Annotated in this window: 28 protein-coding genes, 1 tRNA gene and 1 pseudogene; 17 read left to right on the forward strand and 13 right to left on the reverse strand. The window is 64.7% G+C overall.

Annotated elements, in window-relative coordinates; translation table 11 throughout:
* Positions 1-66: 66 nt before the first annotated feature.
* Positions 67-519, forward strand: coding sequence for a VOC family protein (locus QCM77_RS27260; RefSeq protein WP_279665980.1), 453 nt, complete (start codon positions 67-69; stop codon positions 517-519).
* 350 nt (positions 520-869) lie between these two features.
* Entirely contained in the window at positions 870-1,508 is a 639-nt protein-coding gene (locus QCM77_RS27265; RefSeq protein WP_279665978.1) for a glutathione S-transferase family protein, read from the forward strand.
* A gap of 175 nt (positions 1,509-1,683) precedes the next feature.
* Here QCM77_RS27265 and QCM77_RS27270 read toward each other — a convergent pair whose 3' ends face one another.
* Genes QCM77_RS27270 through QCM77_RS27280 form a run of 3 tightly spaced genes read right to left on the reverse strand, consistent with a single transcriptional unit; the run spans position 1,684 to position 2,429 of the window.
* On the reverse strand, positions 1,684-1,866 hold the full coding sequence (locus tag QCM77_RS27270; RefSeq protein ID WP_279665977.1) for a hypothetical protein: 183 nt from the start codon (positions 1,864-1,866) through the stop codon (positions 1,684-1,686).
* A 5-nt stretch (positions 1,867-1,871) separates the two neighbouring features.
* Entirely contained in the window at positions 1,872-2,117 is a 246-nt protein-coding gene (locus QCM77_RS27275; RefSeq protein WP_279665976.1) for a hypothetical protein, read from the reverse strand.
* Between the two features lie 57 nt (positions 2,118-2,174).
* Positions 2,175-2,429 (reverse strand): PilZ domain-containing protein, encoded by a 255-nt coding sequence (locus QCM77_RS27280; protein ID WP_279665974.1) that lies wholly within the window; start codon positions 2,427-2,429, stop codon positions 2,175-2,177.
* A gap of 226 nt (positions 2,430-2,655) precedes the next feature.
* Between QCM77_RS27280 and QCM77_RS27285 the strand changes: the two genes are divergently transcribed.
* The 7 genes from QCM77_RS27285 to QCM77_RS27315 all read left to right on the forward strand — a co-directional run bounded on the left by QCM77_RS27285 (position 2,656) and on the right by QCM77_RS27315 (position 8,266).
* Positions 2,656-2,730 (forward strand) — tRNA-Glu (locus QCM77_RS27285).
* 101 nt (positions 2,731-2,831) lie between these two features.
* Complete coding sequence (locus QCM77_RS27290; RefSeq protein WP_279665972.1) at positions 2,832-3,485, forward strand: hypothetical protein; 654 nt, start codon at positions 2,832-2,834, stop codon at positions 3,483-3,485.
* A gap of 165 nt (positions 3,486-3,650) precedes the next feature.
* Positions 3,651-4,277 carry a PilZ domain-containing protein gene (locus QCM77_RS27295; protein WP_279665971.1) on the forward strand — a complete coding sequence of 209 codons (627 nt, stop codon included), beginning with the start codon at positions 3,651-3,653 and terminating at the stop codon, positions 4,275-4,277.
* A gap of 103 nt (positions 4,278-4,380) precedes the next feature.
* Complete coding sequence (locus QCM77_RS27300; RefSeq protein WP_279665970.1) at positions 4,381-4,638, forward strand: hypothetical protein; 258 nt, start codon at positions 4,381-4,383, stop codon at positions 4,636-4,638.
* A 603-nt stretch (positions 4,639-5,241) separates the two neighbouring features.
* A complete protein-coding gene (locus QCM77_RS27305; RefSeq protein WP_279665969.1) occupies positions 5,242-6,282 on the forward strand; it encodes a PrsW family glutamic-type intramembrane protease in 1,041 nt (346 codons plus the stop codon).
* Between the two features lie 84 nt (positions 6,283-6,366).
* The gene (locus tag QCM77_RS27310) at positions 6,367-6,945 is read left to right on the forward strand and encodes an HdeD family acid-resistance protein (RefSeq protein WP_279665967.1); all 579 of its coding nucleotides are present in this window, start codon (positions 6,367-6,369) and stop codon (positions 6,943-6,945) included.
* A 235-nt stretch (positions 6,946-7,180) separates the two neighbouring features.
* Positions 7,181-8,266 carry a 3-deoxy-7-phosphoheptulonate synthase gene (locus QCM77_RS27315; RefSeq protein ID WP_279665965.1) on the forward strand — a complete coding sequence of 362 codons (1,086 nt, stop codon included), beginning with the start codon at positions 7,181-7,183 and terminating at the stop codon, positions 8,264-8,266.
* A gap of 54 nt (positions 8,267-8,320) precedes the next feature.
* On the opposite strand, the gene QCM77_RS27320 is transcribed toward QCM77_RS27315, so the two are convergent.
* The 3 genes from QCM77_RS27320 to epmA are packed head-to-tail and all read right to left on the reverse strand — an operon-like array spanning position 8,321 to position 10,774.
* Positions 8,321-8,575: a hypothetical protein gene (locus tag QCM77_RS27320; RefSeq protein WP_279665964.1), complete on the reverse strand. Its 255-nt coding sequence runs from the start codon at positions 8,573-8,575 to the stop codon at positions 8,321-8,323.
* A 43-nt stretch (positions 8,576-8,618) separates the two neighbouring features.
* Positions 8,619-9,713 (reverse strand): lysine-2,3-aminomutase-like protein, encoded by a 1,095-nt coding sequence (locus tag QCM77_RS27325; RefSeq protein ID WP_279665962.1) that lies wholly within the window; start codon positions 9,711-9,713, stop codon positions 8,619-8,621.
* Positions 9,710-10,774: an EF-P lysine aminoacylase EpmA gene (gene epmA, locus QCM77_RS27330; protein ID WP_279665961.1), complete on the reverse strand. Its 1,065-nt coding sequence runs from the start codon at positions 10,772-10,774 to the stop codon at positions 9,710-9,712. The genes QCM77_RS27325 and epmA overlap by 4 nt, the downstream gene beginning before the upstream one ends.
* Before the next feature lie 162 nt (positions 10,775-10,936).
* Between epmA and efp the strand changes: the two genes are divergently transcribed.
* The 3 genes from efp (at position 10,937) to QCM77_RS27345 (ending at position 14,226) form a co-directional block, all read left to right on the forward strand.
* Positions 10,937-11,503 carry an elongation factor P gene (efp, locus tag QCM77_RS27335; protein ID WP_279665960.1) on the forward strand — a complete coding sequence of 189 codons (567 nt, stop codon included), beginning with the start codon at positions 10,937-10,939 and terminating at the stop codon, positions 11,501-11,503.
* Positions 11,504-11,527: 24 nt separating this feature from the next.
* The gene (locus QCM77_RS27340; RefSeq protein WP_279665958.1) at positions 11,528-13,150 is read left to right on the forward strand and encodes a M23 family peptidase; all 1,623 of its coding nucleotides are present in this window, start codon (positions 11,528-11,530) and stop codon (positions 13,148-13,150) included.
* A 167-nt stretch (positions 13,151-13,317) separates the two neighbouring features.
* Entirely contained in the window at positions 13,318-14,226 is a 909-nt protein-coding gene (locus QCM77_RS27345; protein WP_279665957.1) for an amino acid ABC transporter substrate-binding protein, read from the forward strand.
* Between the two features lie 130 nt (positions 14,227-14,356).
* Here QCM77_RS27345 and QCM77_RS27350 read toward each other — a convergent pair whose 3' ends face one another.
* Positions 14,357-14,860: a cupin domain-containing protein gene (locus QCM77_RS27350; protein WP_279665956.1), complete on the reverse strand. Its 504-nt coding sequence runs from the start codon at positions 14,858-14,860 to the stop codon at positions 14,357-14,359.
* A 21-nt stretch (positions 14,861-14,881) separates the two neighbouring features.
* Positions 14,882-15,361 carry a carboxymuconolactone decarboxylase family protein gene (locus tag QCM77_RS27355; protein ID WP_279665954.1) on the reverse strand — a complete coding sequence of 160 codons (480 nt, stop codon included), beginning with the start codon at positions 15,359-15,361 and terminating at the stop codon, positions 14,882-14,884.
* Between the two features lie 54 nt (positions 15,362-15,415).
* Here QCM77_RS27355 and QCM77_RS27360 point away from each other — a divergent pair, with 54 nt between their 5' ends.
* Positions 15,416-15,940: a MarR family winged helix-turn-helix transcriptional regulator gene (locus QCM77_RS27360; protein WP_279665952.1), complete on the forward strand. Its 525-nt coding sequence runs from the start codon at positions 15,416-15,418 to the stop codon at positions 15,938-15,940.
* A 26-nt stretch (positions 15,941-15,966) separates the two neighbouring features.
* Here QCM77_RS27360 and QCM77_RS27365 read toward each other — a convergent pair whose 3' ends face one another.
* Entirely contained in the window at positions 15,967-16,137 is a 171-nt protein-coding gene (locus QCM77_RS27365) for a hypothetical protein (RefSeq protein ID WP_279665950.1), read from the reverse strand.
* Between the two features lie 85 nt (positions 16,138-16,222).
* Positions 16,223-16,474, reverse strand: a complete 252-nt coding sequence (locus QCM77_RS27370; RefSeq protein ID WP_279665948.1) for a hypothetical protein — start codon at positions 16,472-16,474, stop codon at positions 16,223-16,225.
* Positions 16,475-16,626: 152 nt separating this feature from the next.
* On the opposite strand from QCM77_RS27370, the gene QCM77_RS27375 reads away from it, so the two are divergent.
* Complete coding sequence (locus tag QCM77_RS27375) at positions 16,627-17,856, forward strand: lytic murein transglycosylase (protein ID WP_279665946.1); 1,230 nt, start codon at positions 16,627-16,629, stop codon at positions 17,854-17,856.
* Between the two features lie 6 nt (positions 17,857-17,862).
* Here QCM77_RS27375 and QCM77_RS27380 read toward each other — a convergent pair whose 3' ends face one another.
* From QCM77_RS27380 to recJ, 3 genes are all read right to left on the reverse strand, one after another.
* On the reverse strand, positions 17,863-18,660 hold the full coding sequence (locus QCM77_RS27380) for an aldolase (RefSeq protein WP_279665944.1): 798 nt from the start codon (positions 18,658-18,660) through the stop codon (positions 17,863-17,865).
* A gap of 109 nt (positions 18,661-18,769) precedes the next feature.
* Positions 18,770-19,579 (reverse strand): SDR family NAD(P)-dependent oxidoreductase, encoded by an 810-nt coding sequence (locus QCM77_RS27385; protein WP_279665943.1) that lies wholly within the window; start codon positions 19,577-19,579, stop codon positions 18,770-18,772.
* Between the two features lie 30 nt (positions 19,580-19,609).
* On the reverse strand, positions 19,610-21,451 hold the full coding sequence (recJ, locus tag QCM77_RS27390; RefSeq protein ID WP_279685673.1) for a single-stranded-DNA-specific exonuclease RecJ: 1,842 nt from the start codon (positions 21,449-21,451) through the stop codon (positions 19,610-19,612).
* 277 nt (positions 21,452-21,728) lie between these two features.
* Here recJ and QCM77_RS27395 point away from each other — a divergent pair, with 277 nt between their 5' ends.
* The 3 genes and pseudogenes from QCM77_RS27395 (at position 21,729) to QCM77_RS27405 (ending at position 24,433) form a co-directional block, all read left to right on the forward strand.
* Positions 21,729-22,805 (forward strand): methyl-accepting chemotaxis protein, encoded by a 1,077-nt coding sequence (locus QCM77_RS27395; RefSeq protein ID WP_279665938.1) that lies wholly within the window; start codon positions 21,729-21,731, stop codon positions 22,803-22,805.
* A 415-nt stretch (positions 22,806-23,220) separates the two neighbouring features.
* On the forward strand, positions 23,221-23,964 hold the full coding sequence (locus QCM77_RS27400; RefSeq protein ID WP_279685674.1) for an SDR family oxidoreductase: 744 nt from the start codon (positions 23,221-23,223) through the stop codon (positions 23,962-23,964).
* A gap of 51 nt (positions 23,965-24,015) precedes the next feature.
* Positions 24,016-24,433, forward strand: a pseudogene (locus QCM77_RS27405) (cupin domain-containing protein).
* Positions 24,434-24,455 lie beyond the last annotated feature (22 nt).

Below are 24,455 nucleotides of genomic sequence, written 5' to 3' on the forward strand. Positions count from 1 at the left end.
CTGCTATCTCCTACCCCCGCCGTCCCGGCCCAAAGCAAAACCCCACCCGTCAAGGGAGCAACAACCATGCGATACCTCCACACCATGCTGCGCGTGCGCAATCTCGATGTTGCGCTGAAGTTTTACCAGGATGCGCTGGGACTGAAGGAGGTGCGGCGGATCGAGAACGACAAGGGGCGTTTTACGCTGGTGTTCCTGTGCTCGTCGGACGATATCGAGGCGCTGAAGAAGCAGCCGCAATCGCGCGGCGCGCCGCTGGTCGAGCTCACCTGGAATTGGGACGAGGAAAAATATGGCGAGGACCGCTTCTTCGGCCATCTCGCCTATGAGGTCGACGACATCTACGCCACCTGCGAGAAGCTGATGAAGGCGGGCGTCACCATCAACCGTCCCCCGCGCGACGGCAACATGGCCTTCGTCCGCTCGCCCGATTTGCACTCGATCGAGATCCTGCAGAAGGGCGAGCCGAAGCCGCCGCAGGAGCCGTGGTCGTCGATGCCCAACACCGGTCATTGGTAGCGCCTTCGCGCAGGAACCAGCCCTCGTCCCTCGCGTTCTCTCTTCGACAATGCGAATGGAGGAGGACGCGATGGGACGCGGTATTTTGTTGTGGCTGCTGGGTGTGCCGATCCCGGTGATCATTTTGCTGTGGCTGTTCTTCGGCCACTGATCGCAAGGCTTGCTGCTTCAAGGCTTGCTGCTTCAAGGTTCACTTGCTTCAAGGTTTACTGCTTCAAGGTTCACTTGGCTTACGGAAAGCTCCGCCCCGGGCGGAGCTTTTTGCATGAGGGGCTCGCCGCAATCGCGCATCGATCAAAAGGCAGAATTCCGCTATCACCGCGCCGAAAGAAAAGCCGCGGGAGGATGATGTGCCGGACCAAAAACTGACGATCTGGGGCCGCGCCAATTCGGTCAACGTGCAGAAGGTGCTGTGGTGCCTCACCGAGCTCGGCCTGCCCTATGAGCGCATCGACGCCGGCATGGCTTTCGGCAAGACCCGCGAGGCCGACTATCTCGCGATGAACCCCAATGCGCGGATCCCGACGCTGGTCGAGGGCGACTTCGTGCTGTGGGAGTCCAACTCCATCATGCGCTATCTCTGCCTCGCGCACGGCCGCGGCACGCCGATCTATCCCGACGCGCCGAAGCTGCGCGCCTCGGTCGACCGCTGGCTCGACTGGACGCTGTCGATGGTGCAGCCGGTCGACCGCCCGGTGTTCTGGGGCATCGTGCGCACGGCGCCCACTGAGCGCGACATGATCCAGGTGCAGCGGGATGCCGATGCCGCCGCCGAGGTCTGGGCCATCGCCGACCGCCTGCTCTCATCGCGCCCGTTCATGGACGGCGATGCGTTCACGCTCGCCGACATCGCGATCGGCGTCTATGCGCGGCGCTGGCTCGGCGTCGAAGGCATCGCCCGGCCCGCGCAGCCGCATCTGACGCGCTGGCTCGCCGAACTCGGCAAACGGCCCGGATTTGCGCAGTATGTGGCACCGCCGATGTCGTGAGCGGTGACGCGGCTTAAAGTCCGCCGAGAGCACGATGAATCGGCATTTTGCCGCGCGCCGCCGGGACCTGGCGGCTACTGTGCATGGGGTTGTTTTCGCGTTTTTTGTTTGGGGGCCCTGTTGTTTGAACATGATCTCTTCAGAAAACCGCTTCGCACTTTTCCGGATCATGCCTCTAAGGCCAGCCGCGCTCGACCAGCAGCACGCAGACGATCAGCACCAGCGTCACGGCCGCGGTGGCGAGCCGCGCGGTCCAGTTCAGGCCGCGGCCGACCCACAACAACAGCGCGCAATACATCACGAACGGGACGATGATCTCGGGCCGCATGATATCCGACGACATGATATCCGGCGGCATTGGGGTCAGCGCCTGACCGTGGTCTCGACGCTGATCGAGCCGCCGATCTTGACGCAGGTGCCGGTGCTCTCGACCATATGGAAGCCACGGCCGTAGGATGCGCAGGAGCCCGCCTTGGCCGTCCCGCCTGCACCCTTCAGCGGCAAGGCCTTGCCGGCCTGGGGGCGCTCCGCAGGCGGAAGGCGCAAGGCCTCCGCCGCGGCCGCGGAGATGGTCAGCAACGAGATCAGGATGAGGAGCGGCGCACGCATGCGGGCCGTTCTAGCCCGGACAGGCGCCGCGCGCCATCGGGGTCGCTTCGCCCGGGGTCAGATGAACTTGACGCCGGCCGATTTGCCGCGGCGCCAGACCACCTGGCAGCTCCGCCCGGTCCGCGCATCGCGCGCGAACGCCATCCGGATCACGCCCGGGAGCTGGCTCGCATCGTCGTCCAGCGTGATCTTCGCGCCGGAGCTCGAGATGTCCTGGACCAGGCAATGCCGTGCCGCGAACCCGCCGTCGAGCGTGATCCAGGCGTGCTGCGACAACGACTTGCGGGCCGCGCGCTTCTTGGGCTGTGGCATTGGCTGAAATTCTCCCATTCCAGCGCTAGCGAGGGAACCCTAAGAAACCGTTGAATTCGCCCCCCGAATGATCCCGGGGGGATGCTATCCACCGGTGCCAAAAGACCGTTCCCGAACGGCTTGCCCAGGGCGCCAAAGGCCATTATAGGTTCGCCCGCTGCAGCCGCCGGGCCCTGTTCGGACGGCCAGCGGCCGTGCCGCGAAGAGCGGCGGGGCCCCTGGGTTTGCTCCCTTCGTCTATCGGTTAGGACGCCACCCTTTCACGGTGGAGAGAGCGGTTCGATTCCGCTAGGGAGCGCCATCATCCGGCCATCGGATGACGTGGCGAAATCTGCCGCCCTCACATGAACCTCCCTGCCCCTCGCCTCCGACCAATGTCCTGTTGGAACCGGATGCAGGCCCATGGCGCAGCGCAAATCTCCCTCGGACGACCAGGCCGGAATTGCCTCGCCGGCGCCGCCGCCATGGATGCACCGTACGGCAGCTTACGCGCCGGAGCGGCGCGCCAGAATGCTGGAGCACATGGCACGCGCCAGATCGCTTCCGCAGCGCCAGGCGACGGCCGCGCCGGAGCCGTCGCATATGGCCGGCACGACCATCCTCGCTGACGCCTACGGCTACGCCGTCCTGTTCGGCATCGTCGCGCTGCTCTTTCAGTCGCGCGTTCCGCTCTACCTCGGCGCCTTCCTCTTCTTCACCGATAGCGAGCGCATCGAACGCGCGCTTGGAAACATCGGCATCCGTTTCGAGCCCGACACGATCGGGCCCGACATCATCAAGGGCTTCGTATCTCTGTTCGGATGGTTCGCGCTGCTGGCGTCGTTGAAAGCGTCCGTCCCCGCGTGGCTCGCGGCATGGATGCTGCCGGACGCATCATGGTCCCTCATCGCCGGCATCGCTCTTCTGCTCGCCATCGTCGAAGCATTCGCAACGCGCGCGATGCGGCGTGCACTGCCGTGGTTCGGATTTGAGAGCAGACCGGACGGCCTGGCCTGCGCGACGATCAAGCTCGTCATGGCCATTGGCGCGTTGGCTCTGCTGGTGCTGCTCGGATGACGCGGTTGTGAGATCACGGGCCTCATAATCGCGGCGCTATGCCGCCCGCCCCGATCCGCGCATTTACCGGAAATTTACCCCTGCTCGTGAGTGCCGGTATCATTTGCTTAGAATTTGATCGCTACCGTGGAATTACGGAAATACTCCGAAACACGATTGGCGCCCATGTCCGTCGCAGACTTCCTCAGGCAGCGTGCAGTGCAAGTCACCGTGAGTGGCAGCTACTCGCTGCCGCGCTGGTACGATTGCGAGGGCAAGCTCCGTACCTTCGCCTGCCGCACCAGCCGCGTCTCGCCGTTCCGCATGATGGTCGACGTGCCGGTGGTCGGCAAGGTCGGCGAGCGCGTGACCTCCTATTTCCAGGATTTTGGCGAATTCCAGTGCACCATCAGCGCGACGCTGAAGTCGGGCTTCCTGATGGAGCTCGACATGACGCGGGCCCGGCGCGCCTGGATGTCGGAAAAGCTGACCTGGCTCGAGAAGAAGCAGAAGGACGCCAGCGTCGAGGAGCTGCGGAATGACGCGCGCTTCGTTCCGCAGGTCGCGCACACCTTCCTGACGCTCGCCGACGGCGGCACCCATCCTTGCTTCATCATCGACGTCTCCACGGCCGGTGTCGCGATATCCTGCGAATACGACCCGCCTATGGGAACTCCGCTTGCGGTCGGCGCCTGCGTCGGGCGCGTGATCCGCAAATTCGACGACGGCTTTGCGGTCAAATTCGCCGAAAAGCAGTCGCGGGACGACCTCGTTCGGCTGATCGTCCGTACGCCCTTGCTGCAATCGGCCTGATCCTCCGCCTCGTCGCCCTATCGCAGCCCCATTCCGGGATCAGCTTTTGAAGGTCCGCGCCTCGTGCCGGACATCATTTGCAGACTTGCGATCGGGGGACCGAATGGCAGTCGACAAGATCACAATCGACAAGATCACCTGGGACAGGGTCGGCCGGGTTACCGAGCCCGGACGCTATATGTACACGTTCGGCTGGCTCACCATCACCGCCGGCGATCTCGAAATCTGGAAGCAATACCCGCAGGCCGCGTTCACGCTGATGGCGGAACATTCCGAGCCGGACGAGTCCATCGGCGGCAAATTCCATCTCGGCGCCTTCGACATCGCGCCCGACGCACCGCCGCCGTTGACCACGCATTGAAGGCTGGAAACAGCCATTTCCGCCGCCGATCTGTCCGGCGCAGGCCGCGCGTTATGAAGGCGCGGCTGCGCACAGCGCAGGCCATTGCGGGAACGCATGGCATGCGCGTTGCTTGATCAACGCCATGATACAGATCCCTGCCGTCGACCAAGCCTTCCTGCTGCTGCTCATCGTGTTCTGCCTGGGCACGTGCCTCATACGCGCCTTCTGGGAGCTGGAGCAGGTACGGACACGCCGGATCGCGTCACCATCCCGCGCGACGAAGCGTGACTAGTCCGGCCCGACCGGCCGTACGCTGCCCGGACGGCGCCATCCCGGCTCTGGACTTGCCACGGCGACACGTGCATCGTGAATCGAAGAAACCTGCACATTACCTTGATCTGACTTACAAATCGCGATCCGGTGGCGGGCGCGCGACCGTTTCCATGGCTGACGAAATGGTTCTGTCATGCGATTGATTGCGCTCCGTATTCTACACCGCGCCGGCGGTCCTGATGAACGCCGGCTGTCGCGCTTGTTAAGGGAGCCGACAGCAAGCGCATGACACATGGTCGCATCGGTGAATGTGGATAAGCGGATCAAGGGAACCTATTTTCGGCGCCGATGTACCTGATTGAAGCGTTACCCACCGTCATCGGAACGGCCGCCATCGCCCCGGCGCTGCTGATGCTGTGGCTTGTCATTGCCGCCGAGGAACGTCCGGGACCGCCGGCCCAGGTCTGGACCGCGTTCCTGCTCGGCGCGGCCAGCATTTCGCTGCTGGGCCTCGCCCGCGCCCCCTTCGCCAGAATGGTCGCGGCCCCCGACAATCCCTGGGCGGCGCTGGCGATGCATTCGATCTTCGGCGTCGCGCTGCCGGAGGAAGCGGTCAAGGTGATCGCCATCGTGCTGGTCGCCTCGACCAAGCGGCGGACCTTCGCCAATCCGATGGACACCGTGGTCTATGGTGCCGCGGTCGGCCTGGGCTTTGCCGCCTACGAGAACCTCGCCTATCTCGTCCAGCATGCCGAGATGTGGCGCTCGCTGGCCGCCCTGCGCAGCGTGCTGACCGTGCCGTTCCACGGCGCGCTCGGCATCATCGCCGGCGCCTATCTGACCATCGCGCGCGCCGGCACGGCGCTGGGTGCGAACCGCCATCATCGCGACTGGGCCCGCCTCTCCAGCCGCCTGCTGATCTTCGCAGGCCCGCTCGCCCTGCATTCGGCCTTCGACTTTCCCCTGCTCACACTCCAGCGCATGCCGGATCTCGATCCGACGCTGCGGATGTGGTTGGGCGGCGCGAGCCTGCTGATCGGCTTCAGCTCGATCGCCTTCGCCATCCGGCTGGTACGGCGTGTCGCGCGCCATCACGCGCCCCGGACCGAAATCGCGCGCGAGCGGCTCAGCCAGTTGCGCCGGATGTGGGCGCTGCTGCTCGCCGGCGGCGGCGTCGGCTTTCTCGGTCTCGCCTTCGTGCTGACCTCGATTCATCACTGGCTCATCAACCCCGAGCGCAATCTGACGCTGGCCCTGATCCCGATCGGCTTGGTCTCGATCCTGCTCGGCCTCGCCCTTCTGATCGTCACGACCGCGATCTATGTTCTCGGACGCAATCGCATCCGCACCAGCGGGGAAGGTTTTTCGTCGGCGCACGGCGGCGGCTGAACCGCGGGATGGCAAGCGCGGTGTGCGCATACTAGATTAAGCACACGCCTGTCGATCTGGAGCCTGCCGATCTGGAGTCTGCCGATGACATCACCTGAGGATTTTTCCCGGCTGCAATCCGCCATGAGCCGGACGGTCAAGGCACATTGGAAAGCCTTCCTGTTCGAAGGTATCCTGCTCGCCGTTCTCGGCGTTGCCGCACTGATCCTGCCGCCGCTTGCGAGCCTTGCGATCGCGATCTTCCTCGGCTGGATGTTCCTGATCAGCGGCATCGGCGGATTGATCGCCACCTATTGGGCGCGCAGCACGCCGGGCTTCTGGTGGTCGCTGATCTCGGCCGCGCTCGCCGTGCTCGCCGGCATGCTGCTGCTGGCGCGGCCGATGCAGGCCGTGCTGACGCTGACCATCGTGCTCGGCGCCTATTTCCTCGCCGAGGGCGTCGCCACCATCATGTACGCGCTGGAGCACCGCCGCGAGCCGGGTGGCCGCTGGTCGTGGCTCCTGATCTCGGGCCTCGTCGACATCGCGATCTCGTTCATGGTGATCACGGGATTGCCGAGCTCGGCGGAATGGGCAATCGGCATCCTCGTCGGCATCAACCTGCTGTTCGGCGGCGCCACGCTGATCGGCATGGCGCTGGCGGCACGCAACAGCAACAGTTGAGGCGCCCGGTGGCTCTCACGTCGATTGGGGGGGTGACAACCCGCCAATCGCGCGCTATATGACTGGCCATGATCACCCTCGTCACCAGCTATTTTTGGTACTTTAGCTACGACAGCTCGCTGGCGGCAGGAGGATCGCGCTCAATCTGAAATATTGCAGCAAACGTCCGAACAAGCCGCCAGACCTGGCGGCTTTTTTATTGGCCGGCAGGTTCTCAAAATGACAGGAGCCCGCCGTGCTGAGCACGACCGACGATCTTCGTATCCGCGAACTGAAAGAGCTGAGCACGCCGGAAGAGGTGATGCGGGAAGTCCCGCGCACGCTCACCGCGACGCGCGTGGTGATGGCGGCACGCAACGCCATCCATGCGATCCTCAATGGCCAGGACGATCGGCTGCTGGTCGTGGTCGGCCCCTGCTCGGTGCATGACCCCAGGGCCGCGCTCGAATACGCCGAGCGCCTCGCGTGCTTGCGCGAAGATCTCGCCGACCAGCTCGAGATCGTGATGCGGGTCTATTTCGAGAAGCCGCGCACCACCGTCGGCTGGAAGGGCCTGATCAACGATCCTGATTTGGACGGCAGCTTCGACATCAACAGGGGTCTGCGGCTGGCGCGCAACGTGCTCTCGGCGGTCAATAATCTCGGCCTGCCCGCCGGCACCGAATTCCTCGACATGACGACGCCGCAATATATCGCGGACCTCGTGTCCTGGGCGGCGATCGGCGCGCGCACGACCGAAAGCCAGATCCATCGCGAGCTGGCCTCCGGGCTGTCCTGCCCGGTCGGCTTCAAGAACGGCACCGACGGCAATGTGCGGATCGCGGCGGACGCGGTGAAGTCGGCCTCGCATCCGCATCATTTCATGGCGGTGACCAAGCTCGGCCGCTCTGCGATCGCCTCGACTGCGGGCAACGAGGACTGTCACATCATCCTGCGCGGCGGCAGCAAGCCGAACTACGATGCGGCAAGCGTCGCGGAGGCCTGCAACGATCTGGCGAAGTCCGGCGTCGCGCCACTCGTGATGGTCGATGCGAGCCACGCCAATTCGAGCAAGAAGCCGGACAACCAGCCGCTTGTGACGGCCGACATCGCCGGGCAGATTTCCGGCGGCGAGAGCCGCATCATGGGGGTGATGGTCGAGAGCAATCTCGTCGCCGGGCGCCAGGACGTGGTGCCGGGCAAGCCGCTCACCTACGGCCAGAGCATCACGGACGGATGCATCGACTGGGCGACCACGGCAACCGTGCTCGCGCAGCTCGCTGACGCGGTCGAGATCCGGCGCAACACCAAGCGCGCAGGGCTGCACGAGCGCTCCGCCTGACCGAACGATTGCGGGCGGGGTGAGGCTGTCGCACCCTGCCCGCTGCTCCGGCGCCTAGCAGCCGCGGCAGATGCTCTTGATCTTCTTGTCGAGCGCCTGATTTTCCTTGCTGAGGGGATCGTTCGGGTCGCTCAGGTTCTTCTCGCTGGGCACATCGGCGGCACGCACCTGGCGATGCCCGACCGGCGCCTGTGGCAACGATCCGGACGTCGCGCCGCCCGATGTCGATCCCTTGGGGCTGCCGGTCTGCGCAACCGCCGCGCCGCCGAGCAAGACCACGAGCGATACTGCCACCATGATCTTCTTCATGTCTTTCCTCCATTGCTCAAGCCGGCGTCTCCATCGCGACCGCTCAGGTCTCGGGCGGATAGAGGTGAACGTCGCCGCAGTAATCCACGATACGATAGCGCGTTTCCGATGCCGCATCACCCGCATCAGGTGCGGTATTTTGCATCGGCAACACGTAATTCGGCCCCACCGGCGACTTGCCGGCGCCTCCGGGAATGTCGATGACATAGTCAGGCTGACACAGTCCTGACACCCGTCCGCGCAACTGCCGCATCAAATCCTGGCCCTCGGCGAGCGTCGTTCGCAGATGCGCCGTGCCTGGCGCGAGATCGCCGTGATGCAGGTAATAGGGCTTGATCCGGCATTCGACGAAGGCTCGCATCAAATCCGACAGAGCGGTCACGTTGTCGTTGACACCGCGCAAAAGCACGGACTGACTCACCATGGGAATTCCGGCATCGACGAGCCGCGCGCAGGCGGCGCGCGCCGGCCCCGTCAGTTCGCGCGCATGGTTGGCATGCAGCGCCACCCAGGTGGTCGCGCCTTCAGCCTTCAGCGCCGCGACCATCTCGTGGCTGATGCGCGCGGGATCAGCCACCGGCACGCGGGTGTGAAGGCGGATGATCTTGACGTGATCGATGCCGGCAAGATCGGCCATGATCTCGCTCATCCGCCGCGGCGACAACATCAGGGGATCGCCGCCGGTCAGGATCACCTCCCAGATCTCGCTGTGCGAACGGATGTAGTCGATCGCCGCGCGGTAGGCGCCGTCCGAGAGCGCGTTCTCCTTGCCGGGTCCGACCATCTCGCGGCGGAAGCAGAAGCGGCAATAGACCGCGCAGACGTGAACGAGCTTGAACAGCACGCGGTCGGGATAGCGATGCACGATCCCGGGAACCGGCGAGTGCGGATGATCGCCGATCGGATCGGCATTCTCGCCCGGCTGCATCTCCAGCTCCGCGGCAGTCGGAACGAATTGCCGCGCGATCGGATCGTCGGGATTGGATTTGTCGATCAGTTCGACCAGGGCCGGCGTAATCGCAACTGCGTAGCGCGCGGCGACGCGTTCGAGCGCGGGTAGCGCTTCGGCAGTTACAAGCTGGTCGGCCACAAGTTCGGCCGGCTCGCGCAATGTGCGTGCAAGATTGCTCTTCGTCATGTCTCACTTAACGTTTCATTTGCAGGCGGCGTCCAGACCACCTGATCAATTCGCGATGCGCCGCTCGCCAGCATCACCAGCCGGTCGAAGCCGAGCGCGACGCCGCTCGCCTCCGGCATTTCGGCGACAGCGGCCAGAAAGTCCTCGTCCAGCGGATAGGCCTCGCCGTAGCGGCGTCGCTTCTCCGCCATGGATTCCGTGAAGCGCTTGCGCTGCTCCTCCGCGTCGGTCAGTTCGCCAAAGCCGTTGGCGAGCTCGACGCCGCAGGCATAGACCTCGAACCGCTCGGCAACGCGGGGATCGCCGGCCTTCACACGGGCCAGTGCCGCCTCTGGAGATGGGTATTCGAACAGAATGGTCAAACGCCCCTGCCCCAGATGCGGCTCGACATGCTCGACCAGGACCTTGCTGAAGAGGTCGGACCAGGTGTCGTCCTCGGCCACGCGGACCTTGCCGGCAGCCGCCTGCGCGAGCGCGGCGCGGTCGCCCTCGCTGCCGGAAATGGTGGCAAGCAGGTCGATCCCGGCGAACCGCTCGAAGGCGCCGGCGACCGTCACAAGCTCCGGCTCGGCGAAGGGATCGGCGGTCCGGCCGCGGAAGGCGAAGGTGCCGACACCGGTCGCCTGCGCCGCGCGGGCGACGACGACGACGCAGTCGGCCATGATGGCGTCATAAGGGGCGTCTGCCCGGTACCATTCCAGCATGGTGAATTCGGGCAGATGCAGGTCGCCGCGCTCGCGGTCGCGGAACACCCGGGCGAACTCGAAAATCCGGGTCTCCCCGGCCGCCAGCAGCTTCTTGCAGGCGAATTCCGGCGAGGTCCGCAAGTATCGGCTCACACGGCTGCCGTCGGGCCGCATGACCTCCGTCCGCGGGGCGTGCAGGTGGGTCTCGTTGCCCGGGGAGACCTGGAGAACGGAGGTTTCGACCTCGACGAAGCCCTGCTCGGCGAAAAAGCCCCGTAGAGTCCCGGTGATGGCCCCCCTGGCCTGAAGGAACGGCCGGCGGTCGAGATGCCGCCCAGGCGACCAGAACGGCGACATCGGCTTGTCCCCAGCCATCAACCGGCCGCCCCGCAGGCCAGTAAAATGCTGGCATCCAACGGCAAAATCAGTATGTTGCGGCCCGAAACGGGTGCCGTGGTCTGATTTGGGGCCCCAGGTCCCCCATCAATTTGACCACGTCCTGGCCTGAGCCGGGCCAAGCAAGCAGGAAATACAGCTTTGAGAGTCATCGCCAGTTCTATTCGCAAGGGCAACGTGATCGAGCAAGACGGCAAGCTATATGTCGTCGTGACCGCCGAGAACATCCATCCCGGCAAGGGCACCCCCGTCAGCCAGATCGAAATGCGCCGAATCTCGGACGGCGTAAAGATCTCCGAGCGCTACAAGACCACCGATCAGGTCGAAAAGGCCACGATCGAAGAGCGCAACTTCACCTATCTCTATGAAGACGGTGACGGCTTTCACTTCATGAACCCGGAGACCTATGACCAGGTCCAGGTGACCAAGGACGTCATCGGCGATGCCGCGGCCTATCTTCAGGAGAGCATGACAGTCAAATTGTCGACGCACGACGTCAACGTGGTGTCGATCGCGTTGCCGCAGCGCGTGACGCTGGAAGTGGTCGAGACCGAGCCGGTGACCAAGGGCCAGACTGCCTCCTCGTCCTACAAGCCCGCGATCTTGTCCAACGGCGTGCGCACCACCGTGCCGCCGCACATCGCGGTCGGCACCCGCATCGTGGTGATGACCGAAGACGGCTCCTACTCCGAGCGCGCCAAGGACTAAGCGAGGGCGGAGCGAGCGCAACAGGTGCCGCCGGGGGGCGAGACAGTGGTTGGGAAGGGTTTCCGCTTCGTCTCGCAACTTCTGGCGTCGCTTTCGCTCCTCATCGCCACTCCGCTCGCAGCGGATGAATTCCGCAGCGCCTCGCTCACGGCCCTGCGCGTCGATTGGCGCGCGGCGCTCGACCAGCTCCGCTCCGAAATCAACGCCCATCCCCGGGCCGTTGACGATTTCATCTTCGCACCCCGCCGTTCGGTGCCGCGCTACGATCCGCGTGCGATGCCGGCGCTGGTGGAGCTGAACGCGATCTCCTCGCAATTCTTCACCGGCATCGCTCGCAGCTCCGTGCCCGTGCTGCTGCCGTTCGACGCCGCCGCCTATTTCGAGGCGCAGCGCAATGGCGCGCCGGCGACACTCTTGCTGTCGCGCTACCAGGCGGACTTCAATTCTGTCGACATGTTCGATGCCGGCCCTGCCGGCTACAGCGCGACATTCTCGTTCGAGCCCGGCGCTGGCGACGGCATGCCGAGCCGGGTGTTCGCAAGGCCGGTCGAGGTGCAGATCACGGGTTCGGCGCTTGTCTACGACATCGCCGATCCCTCAGGCGGCAAGGGCGAGCCGGTCAAACCGCTCGCAGCGCTTTACCCGGACCTGCGCAAATTCATCCGGGAAGGCTACGTGCGCTACGCTTTCACCCGTTTCGGCGTCGCCTATGTGGTGTCGATCCAATGCCTCGACAGCGTCGCCAAGCCGCGGCGGCTTGCCTGCAAGGAGGCCTATCCGGTCGCCGAGCGTTTCCTGAAGGCGCTGCGCGTGGCCGGCGGCCAGCGCATGCGGCCGCTGACGGACACTGCTTCCAACATTCTCGATCGTCCCGCGGAGCGTTCCCCGGACTTCACCTACCGGCCGAGCGGCGACATCATCCCGAACACCGGCTATCGCAAGCAGGGCGGCCATCCCGACGTGATGGCCTATGCACAGATCCGCTTTCCCCTCGAGAAGGTGCCCGCGTTCGTACGCTCGCAATCCTATGCCAAGCGCGACAAGATGGAGAGCACGACCGCCTATCCCTGGCGCGACAATTTCTGCGAATCCCGCAGTTTCGAGGTCTGGCAATGCGGCGGCGGTTATGGCCACCAGGGCGAGGACATCCGCGCGGCCGAGTGCCCACCGTCCGGCGAAGGCCGCGAAACCTGCGATCCCAAGCAGCGCGGCGTCGTCGCCGTGCGCGATGCGAGGGTGATACGCGCCGCCAAGGACCAGGCCGCGACGCTTCAAGTCAACAGCCGGACCGAGCACATCCGCTTTCGCTACATGCATATGAACCCTCAGGCGATGAACGCCGATGGCCTGCTCAATGGCCGCATCGTATCGGAGGGCGAGAAGATCGGCGTGGTCTCGAATTATCTCGACCATCCGGCCGGCACCTCGATGCACCTGCATTTCGACGTGCAGGTGTTCACCCGCGACGGCTGGATCTGGGTCAGTCCTTACGTCACGCTGGTCTCGGCCTATGAGCGCCTGATTCGCGCCCGCGGCCGCGAGGTCGGCCCGGAGATCGCGGGTGCTCCGCAGCCGGTCGCACATGCGATGCCGGAGGACGTGATCAAGCCGGACCAGCGTGAAGGATCGGGCGGCGAAGAGAATTGAGGAGCTGCTCGCGCCGCCGGCAGTCTCGCCAACCTGTTTGATGACACGCCAATGACAACAAGCAAGGTCTGACCGGACCGGATTCCGGCCTCGCCCGCATGACCCTAACCTTCTCTGGCCTCAGAATTGCTTGGCTCTCGGCAGGCAAATAGGATGAAGGGAAGCACATGCGTTGTCTCACCACGGCGGCCATTCTGGCCGTCGCGTTCGCCGTTCCGGTTCATGCCCAGGAATTAAGCGGCACGCTGAAGAAGATTAAAGACACCGGCGCAATCACACTCGGGATACGCGACAGTGCCGTGCCCTTCAGCTATATCGACGACAAACAGAAGATCGTCGGTTACGCCATCGACATCTGCATGAAGATCGTCGACGAGATCAAAACCGAGCTCAAGCTGAACAAGCTCGAGGTCAATGAGAACATCGTCACCTCTTCCAGCCGCATTCCGCTGATGGCGAACGGCACCGTCGATCTGGAATGCGGCTCGACGACCAACAATGCCGATCGCCAGAAGCAGGTGTCCTTCACCAACACACATTTCCTCACGGCGAGCCGCTTCGTATCCAAGAAGGCGCTGAAGCTCGACCAGGTCGATGACCTCAAGGGCAAGGCCGTCGTATCCGTCTCGGGCTCGACCAACCTGACCCAGCTCAACAAGGCCAATGCGGTACGCTCGCTCGGCATCACCGTGATGAACGCCAAGGACGTGCCCGAGGCATTCCTGATGGTTGAGACCGACCGCGCTCAAGCGTTCGTCATGGACGACATCCAGCTCGCCGCGATGATCGCCTCCTCGAAGGATCCGTCGCTCTACGCGATCAGCACCGGCGCGTTTTCCGATCCGGAGCCCTACGGCATCATGTTGCGCAAGGACGACGCACCGTTCAAGGTGGTGGTCGATCGGGCAACTGCCAAACTCTACAAGAGCCCGGAGATCGAGAAGATCTACAACAAATGGTTCATGGAGCCGGTGCCGCCGCGCGGCTTGAACTTCCACGTCCCGATGCCTGTCTCGATGAAGAAGTCCTTTGAGAATCCGTCCGACAATCCCGATCCAGCGTCTTACGGAGGCTGACGAAAGGTATCGTCCGAGAATAGCGGGCACGCCGGTTCTGTAACTCAGATGGGCGATGCGACGTCCAGGATTCCAGCTAAGACTGTTCCCGGGTGTCGCTTCGCTCAGCCGGGCTCCAAGTCTGCACGAACTACTCCAACAACGTCGTCAGCTGCGCGCCTTCATCCGCCACGAACACCGCGATCAATTCCGCGGGCTCCGTGGCGCTGGCGTTGGCTGAGACCAGATGCGTCGAGCCGGGCGGCTCGAAGAAGGACTGGCCGACGCCAAACGTCTCGACCGGAGCGCCGCCGAGCTGGGAGCGGATCTCGCCCTTGGTGATGTAGGCGGTCACCGAGCCTGCGTGACGATGCGGCCGCGAGAACCCGCCGGGACCGTAGAACACGCGCACGATGGTGACGCGCTTGCCCGGCACGTTCGGCAGCGCGTAGGAGCCGATCGGTTCGACCTTGTCGAGCGGCGAACTTTCGGCGGCCGTCGCGCAGAGCGGCGAGACTGCGCCGGATAGGGTGTCCATCGTCACCGGCAACGCCTTGCCGATCGCAAGCGCGCAGGCGAGCCCTGCGACAACGGCGAGCGCCGTCGAGCGCGAGGGCACCGGGCGCTGTGTGGTGGGCAAACTCATTGCTGTCAAGACAACCTCCCTTCGTTGCAATCAGGACGCCGCGGCATTCGCCGCGACCGGCCGCTTCGCCGGCGTCCAGCGAAACGCCGCGCCAAAACGGTTCCAGACGTTGATCGAGGCGACCGCCGAGGTCAGGTAGGTCAGCTCGGTCTGGGAGAATTCGCGGGCTGCTTCGGCGTACACTTCTTCGCTGACGCCGCCCGGCAGCAACGTCAGCGCTTCCGCCCAGGCCAGCGCCGCGCGCTCGCGCGAGGAGAAGATCGGCGCCTCGCGCCAGACCGCGACCAAATTGAGCTTGTCGACGGGCACGCCGATCCGCTCCGAAAGCAGGATGTGATGCTGCACGCAAAAGGCGCAGCCATTGATCTGCGATGCCCGGAGCTTGACCAGCTCGAGCAGCTGCTTGTCGAGGCCCGCCTTGGCCGCGAGCTGTCCCAGCGCCAGCACCAGCTCATACGCATCGGGCGCGATCTTCTTGAAATCCTCGTACTCGCTGCGGGCGTGTGACATTGCCGTTCACCTCGTGGTATTGTAAGAGTACTGATACATTATAAGAGCCCTTACATGATGCGCAAGTCGGCTGATATCACGAGATCGCAATCCCGGCGGAAGGCACCCACGGCTGCTCCAGCGGTGCGCGTGCCAGCCCCAGGGGAAGGCAAACGCGGCGAGCAAGGTTATCTCGGCTATCTGCTGCGCCAGGCCCACGCCGCCGTCCGTCTGACGACCGAGCGGGCGCTGGCCGATCTCGGCGTGACGTCGCCGCAATTCGCGGTGCTGACCATGCTGAATGCCTATCCGGGACTGTCAGGAGCCGACGTTGCCCGCCTCACCTTCCTGACGCCCCAGACCGTCGGCGTCATCATTCGAAATCTCGAACGTGACGGCGCGATTCTGATGACGCCCCATCCCGTCCACGGCCGTATTCAGCAATGGACGCTGACGCCGCGCGGCGCGACGCTTTTGAAGGCGTGCCGCGAACGGGTGATCGCGCTGGAGAAGCGCCTAGCTCAGGATTTGGATACCAAGGCGGAAACCGCGGTCCGGCGCTGGCTCGCGGGAATCGCGGCGGATTTGCAGGAGGATTAAGCGATCTGCGTTCGCCGCGGGCGAATCTAGTCGCCGCCTCCTCCGTCGCCGCCATCGGCATCCGAGAAATCGCTGACGGCGCCGTCGCCTCGAATACCGCGGCCAAAGTTCTCGGCAATGATCATCAGGATCACGACGAACAACCCGGCGCCGAACGGCCAGGGATTGGCACGGATGATGTCGAAGAGCTCTCGCATGCGCGTATTATACGCAGACGGAAGCGAACCGACCGTAAAGTGACAGGCTCAAAATGGGGGATATCCGACCCGTTGCAGGCGCACCCTACCTGCCCTTCAACACTTTCTTAACCTCGCCATCAGGCCAGGTCTCGCCCGCTGCAATCACCCGCACGCGGCTTTGATCGGCGGCATTCACCAGCACATGGGAACTCACCCGGTCGCCGCTTCGCTCCAGGTGCAGATCGGTTTCAGGCTTCCAGCTCAGCGTGGTCGCGAGATCGCCGGGAAAGATCTGCCATTGCGATCCGTCGTCCAGCTCGACGACATGGCTTTCCGCATGCGCGTGTATCTTCATTCCACCCCGAATTCTCGATGAACGGACTGCGTGCGCGTGCAGGGGGAATGCGGCAGCGCGCAGCTTTGTTCCGGCGAATGCCGGGACGATAACTGTTCCTCCTGTTCCTGGAACCGACTCACAGGAGCCTTGTTTCCCGCTACAATGCGTCCATGAAACAAGCTGATTCCTCGGCCACGCCCACCCGCCGCACCCTGCTGAAATCTGCGCTCGGCGCGGCAGCCTTAGCCGCGTCACCCACATACGCCCTGGCCGCGCCTCCGGGCTTTGAGGAATGGCGCGAGGGTTTTCACGCACGTGCAGCGGCCAAGGGCATCTCGGCCGCGACCTGGCAGCGCGCGATGGCGCGGGTCGAGCCCGACATGAGCGTGTTCAAGCAGATGCGCAACCAGCCCGAATTCCACGAGCAGGTCTGGCAATACATCAACCGTCGCGTCTCCGACTGGCGCATCATCAACGGCAAGATCGCGCTGAAGAACAACGAGGCGCTGCTCGCGCGCATCGAGCGCGATTTCGGCGTCGAGCGCGGCACGCTGCTGGCGCTGTGGGGCGTCGAGTCCGCCTATGGCGATCCGCTGGTGCAGCAGAACCACATGACGCCGGTGTTTCCCTCGCTCGCCGCACTAGCCTGGAACGAGCCGCGCCGAAAAGCCTATTGGGAGACCGAGCTGATCAACGCGTTGCGCATCGTCGACAAGGGCTGGAGCACGCCGGAGCAGATGCAGGGATCCTGGGCTGGCGCGATGGGGCATTCGCAATGGATGCCGGAAGTCTGGCTCAATGTCGGCATCGACTATGACGGCGACGGCAAGGTGTCGCCGTTCGGCAAGCCCGACGATGCGCTGGGCTCGACCGCAAAATATCTCGTCAACCGCGGCAAATGGCACCGCGGCGAGCATTGGGGCTATGAGGTGCGCGCGCCCAGTGAGATGAGCGGCAGCCGGACCTATGCGGCGTGGCAGGCAGCCGGCGTCACCCGCGCCGACGGCCAGCCGTTTCCGCAAGCCTCCGCATCCGCGCAGATGTGGACCCCGGTTGCGGGCGGGCCGACATTTCTGCTGGGACCGAATTTCAGCGCGGTGAAGAGCTACAATCCCTCGATGAACTATGCGCTGGCGATCTGCCATCTCGGCGACCGCTGTCTCGGCGCGCCGCCCTTCATCCAGCCGTTCCCGGGTTCGGAGCGCGCGCTGACGCTCGCCGAGGTGCAGGAGATGCAGACGCGACTGACCAAGGCGGGCTTCGACACCGGCGGCACCGACGGCCGCGTCGGCAACGACACCATGAAGGCGATCAAGGATTTTCAGCAGCGCGCGGGAATTGCGCCTGCGGATGGATACGGCGGGCTGAAGGTGCTGGCCAAGCTGCGCCAGGGGTCGTAGGCAGGCTCAGTGCCTATACTGCGGCTCCTCAGCATCGAGCTGGCGACGGATCGCCGCAAGATGCAGCCGCGCGGATTCGGAATCGCCTTCACGCATCTGCCTGTACGTCTCAGCCGCAATCGCTGGATCGACCGGCAGCACCTGTCGCCCGGTCGACATCGCCAGCACCTGCACCTCCGCAGCGCGTTCGAGATAGTAGAGATCGTCCCAGGCCTCCGCAATGGTCGGCGCCAGCACCATCACGCCGTGATGCTTCATGAAGATGATGTCGGCATCCCCAACGGCCGATGCGATGCGCGCGCCTTCCCGGTTATCGAGCGCGAGGCCGTTGTAGTCGCGGTCCACGGCCGTGCGACCGTAGAATTTCAGCGCGGTCTGGCCGGCCCAGATCAGCGGATCGCCCTCCGTCATCGACAGCGCCGTGGCGTAGGGCATGTGGGTGTGGAAGGCGACCTTGGCGCGCGGCAGGCGCTTGTGCATCTCGGCATGGATGTAGAACGCGGTCGCCTCGGGCACGCCCTCGCCGTCGAGCACGTTGCCGTGGAAGTCGCAGATCAGCAGTTTCGACGCGGTCAGCTCGCGGAAGGCGTAGCCGTAGGGGTTGACCAGGAAGAGATCGTCGTGGCCCGGCACCACGGCCGAGAAGTGGTTGCAGATGCCCTCCTCAAAGCCGTTGCGCGCCGCCATCCGGAAGCAGGCGGCAAGATCCTCGCGCGCGCTGCGGATCGCATCGGTGACGAGATCCGGCCGGTTCGAGCGGAACGGCGCTGGCGTGGATGACGAAGAGTGAAGGCTGTGCGCCATGGCGGGAGGACACCTCTGTCGGTCGGAAGGTTCCAGCGTTCTACAGGGGCTGCGCCTGCGCGTCAGCCCCTGCGGGCGCCACCCTGCCCTTCGCAGCCCGCGCGGCGGCTTATTGCCGCCGGGGGACGCCGCCGGCGTTCATGCCGCCGTCGATGACGAGCTCGCTGCCCGTGACGTAGCGCGAGGCATCGGAGGCCAGATACAGCACGCCGGAGGCGATCTCCCCAGCCTGGCCGGCGCGGCCGAGCGGCGTGACGACACGCGCACGCTCGTCCGGATCGATCGGCGCGTTGCCGTGGTTGCCGGTCGCCCCGGTCGGGATCTTGCCCCACATCGGCGTGTCGATGATGCCGGGATGGACGGAATTGACGCGGATGCCATCACCGGCCGCCGCACACTCCATCGCGATCGATTTTGCGAACAGCCGCACGCCGCCCTTGGTCGCCGAATAGGCCGACAGCCCGGGCGAGCCGCGCAGGCCCGCAAGCGAGGACATCATGACGATCGAGCCGCCTCCGGTCTTGCGCATCAAGGGCAGGCAATGCTTGACCGAGAGGAAGACGCCGTCGAGGTTGATCGCGCTCTGCTTGCGCCAGTCACCGAGCGTCATGTCGACGATCGACGGCACGGCAATGCCGATGCCGGCGTTGGAGACGAGAATATCGAGCCGACCAAAGCGCGTCGCGATATCGGCGACGATCTCGATCCAGCGCTCCTCGCTGGTGACGTCCTGCTCCAGGAAAATCGCCTTGCCGCCGGCCTTGGTGATGCGCTTGGCGAGCTCTGGGCCTCGCAGCTCGTCGATGTCGGAGGCAATGACGGTGGCGCCCTCGCGCGCGAACAGCTCGACGATGGCCTCGCCAATTCCGGAGGCGCCGCCCGTCACCAGCGCCACTTTGCCCTCGACCTGCCCCGCCATCTTCACTCCCTTTTTTGTTGTTTGAGGCCGTTATCTAATCATGGATGGCCCTTGGTCGGGTAGCGCGACGTCGATGACGCGGAATTGCACGCGCTCGGCGCCCTGGTAGCGATCGACCGACAATGATCCCGCGACATGCAATTGCTGGCCGCGATTGGCAACAAGCGCGTTGCCGAGCTTCTGGCCGACCGAACGGAACGCAATGCCGTTGACGATGGCGCCGTCGCCCGACTTGAAGCGTAGCCTCAAATGCGCCTGTCCGACCTCGTCGGCATAGACGAGCTGATGCGCCGGCAGCGCCAACACGACTTCCGGATTGCCGCTGCCGAAGGGACCTGCGCGGTTGAGCGTTGTCGCAAGCTCGGTCGTCACCGCGCGCGCGGAGACCGCGCCGTCGATATAGAGCTCGTTGACGTGGCGCGCCTCGGCAACGTCACGCGCCAGCGCATTCTCGAGGTACGCGCGAAACTCGGCGAGCTTCTCCTTCCGCAGCGTGACGCCCGCTGCCATCGCGTGGCCGCCGCCCTTGAGCAGAATGCCGTCGGCGACCGCCTGCCGCACCGCCTTGCCGATGTCGACGCCGGTGATCGAGCGGCCGGAGCCGGTGCCGATGCCGCCGGGCTCCAGCGCGATCGCGAAGACGGGCCGCGAGAACTTCTCCTTCAACCGGGACGCAACGAGACCGACCACGCCGGGATGCCAGCCTTCGGAGGCCGTCACGATCACGCCGATCTTGTCCTCGAAGCCGATCGAGGCGAGCGCCTCGGCTTCGGCCTGCGCTTCGGCCGCCTGCTCGATGATGCGGCGCTCGCTGTTGAGCCGGTCGAGCTCGGCGGCGATCCGCGCGGCCTCGACGCTGTCGCCTTCCAGCAGCAGGCGCACGCCGAGATCGGCCCGGCCGATGCGGCCGCCGGCATTGATGCGCGGCCCCAGCATGAAGCCGAGATGCCAGGCCTCCGGCGGGCCGTTGAGCCGCGCCACATCCATCAGCGCGGTGTGGCCGACATGGTCGCGCCGCCGCATCGCGATCAGGCCCTTGGCGACGAAGGCGCGGTTGAGACCGATCAGCGGCGCGACGTCGGCAACCGTGCCGAGCGCGACGTGATGCAGCATGCCGAGCAGATCAGGCTCGGGCATCTCCGCATTCCAGAAGCCGCGCTGGCGCAGTTCACGATTGACCGCGACCAGCGTCACCAGCACGAGGCCAACGGCGGCGAGATGGCCGAGGCCGGAGAGATCGTCGAGCCGGTTCGGATTGACCAATGCGTCAACCTCCGGAAGCTCCGTGCCGGCCTGATGATGGTCGATCACGACGACGGACATGCCGAGACGTTTTGCTTCGGCGAGCGGCTCGATGCTGGTGGTGCCGCAATCGACGGTGACGAGCAGCGTCGCCCCCTTTGCCGCCAGCCCACGCACAGCTTCCGTGTTGGGCCCGTAGCCCTCAAAGATGCGGTCGGGAATGTGGATCAGCGGATCGAGGCCGCAATGGCGCAGATGCCAGGCCAGCAGCGCCGCCGAGGTCGCGCCGTCGACATCGTAATCGCCGAAGATCGCGACCTTCTCGCCTTTCGCGGCGGCATCCGCAATCCGCTTTGCTGCGGCTTCCATCTCCGTCACCGTGAACGGGTCCGGCAGAAGCTTGCGGATGGTCGGATCGAGGAAATCTGCGACAGCATCGATGTCGACACCGCGGCCCGCCAGCACCCGCGCCAGCAGCTCGGGTAATTGGTGCCGCTGCACGATGGCGAGCGCCTTGGCCGCCCCGCGCGCGTCCAGCCGGTCGCGCCAGAGCTTGTCAGTGAGCGAGCGCGCCACTCCCAGGAACGCCTGGGGCACTTCGACGGGCAAGGCGGTGGCGGGCGGCGTCATGAATAGCGGTCGGTTTGAGGAACCTGGTGCCGGAGGTGTGGCATCGGCCAACCGGCGGACGATTGACCCGGAATCCTCCGAGGTTTGCAATGTCTGCGCCGCACAAAGCGGTGGATTGCTGCTTTGCTACGCGGACTGACTATCATTTGAGCATTCCGCAAAACAGCAAATTAAGCAGGCGTTAGGCGGAATCTTCGAAAAAGACTCGTATTCGATCTGTCAGTGATTGTTCCAGGTTCGTTGCAGATCAGGCCTTATTGCCAAGGGAAGCCCCCCGATGTCCGCTGCGCTGGGTCTCAAAGCCAAGCCGATCGCCAACGAACCCGCCGATGATGATTCCGACATCTCCGCTCTGATCAACCGCCTCACGGCGGAGGTCAACCAGATCGCGGTCGACAAGACCAAGGCGATCCAGCAGATCACCAACCAGATGAAGATGCTGGCGCTGAACGCGCTGATCGAGAGCTCGCGCGCCGGTGCGCAGGGCGCGGGCTTCGCTGTGGTGGCGCAGGAGGTGCGCGGCGTCGGCCAGCAGGTCGAGACCATCGCCCGCGAGCTCGAAAGCCAGCTGACGAAACGGACCGGCGATCTCGTCGCCTCGATCGACCGGATGAGCCAGCGCTCGCGCGGCGAGCGCATGGTCGACCTGTCGCTCAACGCCATCGAGCTGATCGACCGCAACCTCTATGAACGTACCTGCGACGTGCGCTGGTGGGCGACCGATTCCGCGTTGGTCGATTGCGCGGCCTCGCCCAGCGCCGCGGCCGTCTCTCATGCCTCGCAGCGTCTCGGCGTGATCCTCGGTGCCTACACCGTCTATCTCGACCTCTGGCTCTGCGACCTCGACGGCAACGTCATCGCCAACGGCCGCGCCGACCGCTTTCGCGCCGTCGGCCAGAACGTCGCCCACACCAAATGGTTTCGCGAGGCGAAGAACTTGCGCTCCGGCGACGACTATGTCGCCGGCGACGTCGAGAACCAGCCCCTGCTCGGCAACGCGCAGGTCGCGACCTATTGCGCCAGCGTCCGCGCCGGCGGCCAGGCCAACGGCGCGCCGATCGGCGTGCTCGCCATCCATTTCGACTGGGAGGCACAGGCCCGCGCTATCGTGCAAGGCGTGCGCGTCGGCGACAGCGACAAGGCGCGCGTGCTGCTGGTCGACTCCAATCTTCGCGTCATCGCCGCCTCCGATGGACAAGGCATTCTCAGCGAACGCATCTCGCTGTCGCTCAATGGCCAGCGCTCCGGCTTCTATCAGGATCGCACGGGCACGCTGGTCGCGTTCCATGCGACGCCCGGCTACGAGACCTATCGGGGCTTGGGCTGGTACGGCGTGATCGTCTGCGGGGCGTGAGGCTGATCAAGCAGTGCTGAACAGCAAAATGCCGTCCGCCTCATGCCCAACTTAAAATCTGAAAAACAACCCCATGCACAGTAGCGCGGGGGCTGATAATGCTAGACTTTTTCGTCCCGCCCGATCGTTTGACTCGTCGGGCAAAACACTGGCAATCTGCAACGATTGCATAGTCCAGGCTGCCTGGCCGCTGGCCTCGCCTGATACAGGCGAACATTCAAGACACGAGGGAACAATCCCTTACCGATTGCTGTCGCATCGCGACGCAATGTCTTGAGCATTTTTCGGCAACGCAAGCCGATTCCAGGCAAGAGCGTGCCGCATTGCTCCTGTAAAACGCGGCCTACATCAGCAGAGCGTGGACACCACTTGGCCCTGACCATCCCACGCTCGCAACATCCCGAGGAGACATGCCATGAAGATCGTCGTGATCGGCGGGACCGGATTGATCGGATCCAAGCTCGTAGCGAAGCTCAAGCAGCAAGGCCACGAGGCCGTGGCGGCTTCGCCAAAATCAGGCGTCAACGCCGTGACCGGGGAAGGCCTCGCAGCAGTGCTGGCGGGCGCCGATGTCGTCGTTGACGTTGCCAACGCGCCGTCCTGGGAGCCGGCCGCCGTGCTCGAATTCTTCGAGCGTTCGAGCAAGAACCTCGCCGCGACTGAGGCGGCCGCGGGCGTGAAGCATCATGTGGCACTCTCGATCGTGGGCACCGATCGTTCGCCCGACATCGCCTATTTTCGTGCCAAGCTCGCGCAGGAGACCATCGTCAAGGCATCTCCGGTGCCCTACTCGATCGTGCGCGCCACCCAGTTTTTCGAATTCCTCGGCGCCATCGGCGATATGGGTGCGACCGAGGGCCGGATCGTCGTTCCATCGGCGTTGTTTCAGCCGATCGCGGCCGACGACGTGGCTGATCGCCTCGCGGAGATCGCGATGGGCCAGCCGCTCAACGGCACGATCGATATCGCAGGACCTGAGAAGGCTCCCTTCAATGAATTCATCGCACGGCGCCTAAAGGCGTCCGGCGACACTCGACCGGTGGTGGGAGACCCAAAGGCACCGTACTACGGCGCTCCCATCGACGACAAATCGCTGAACCCGCTCGGCGAGGCGCGGCTCGGGAAAACGCCGCTCGCAACATGGCTCGCGAGGCTCTGAAGACCCGCAAGTCGCGCAAATCACGACAGAAACGGCAATGGAGGGAATCCCATGCGCAGATTGCTGATCGCAATTGCGGTTTATACCGCGTCATTGCTGGCGGCTCATGCAGCCGAGACGGCCGCGCCATCGGCCAAGGTGACGGTCGTGTTCGACCAGGCGCTGCCGAACGTCCCGGGCAAGAGCATGAAGGGCGTGCTGGTCGAGTATGGTCCCCGGAGGGTCCTCGCCGGCCCACATCCACGCGCCCTCGGCTTTCATCTATGCCACCGTCCTGGAAGGAGCGATCCGCAGTCAGGTCAATGACGGTCCCGCCAAGGTCTTTCACAAGGGAGAGAACTTCTCTGAAAAGCCCGGCGACCGCCACGCCGTCAGCGCCAATGCCAGCGACACCGAGCCAGCGAAGCTGCTCGCCGTGTTCGTGGTGGATACTGGCGACAAGGAACTGACGACGCCCCTCGCGAAGTAGCGCCAGATCAGCAGACAGCGAC

It is taken from the genome of Bradyrhizobium nivariense, from assembly GCF_029846695.2.
GTDB lineage: Bacteria > Pseudomonadota > Alphaproteobacteria > Rhizobiales > Xanthobacteraceae > Bradyrhizobium.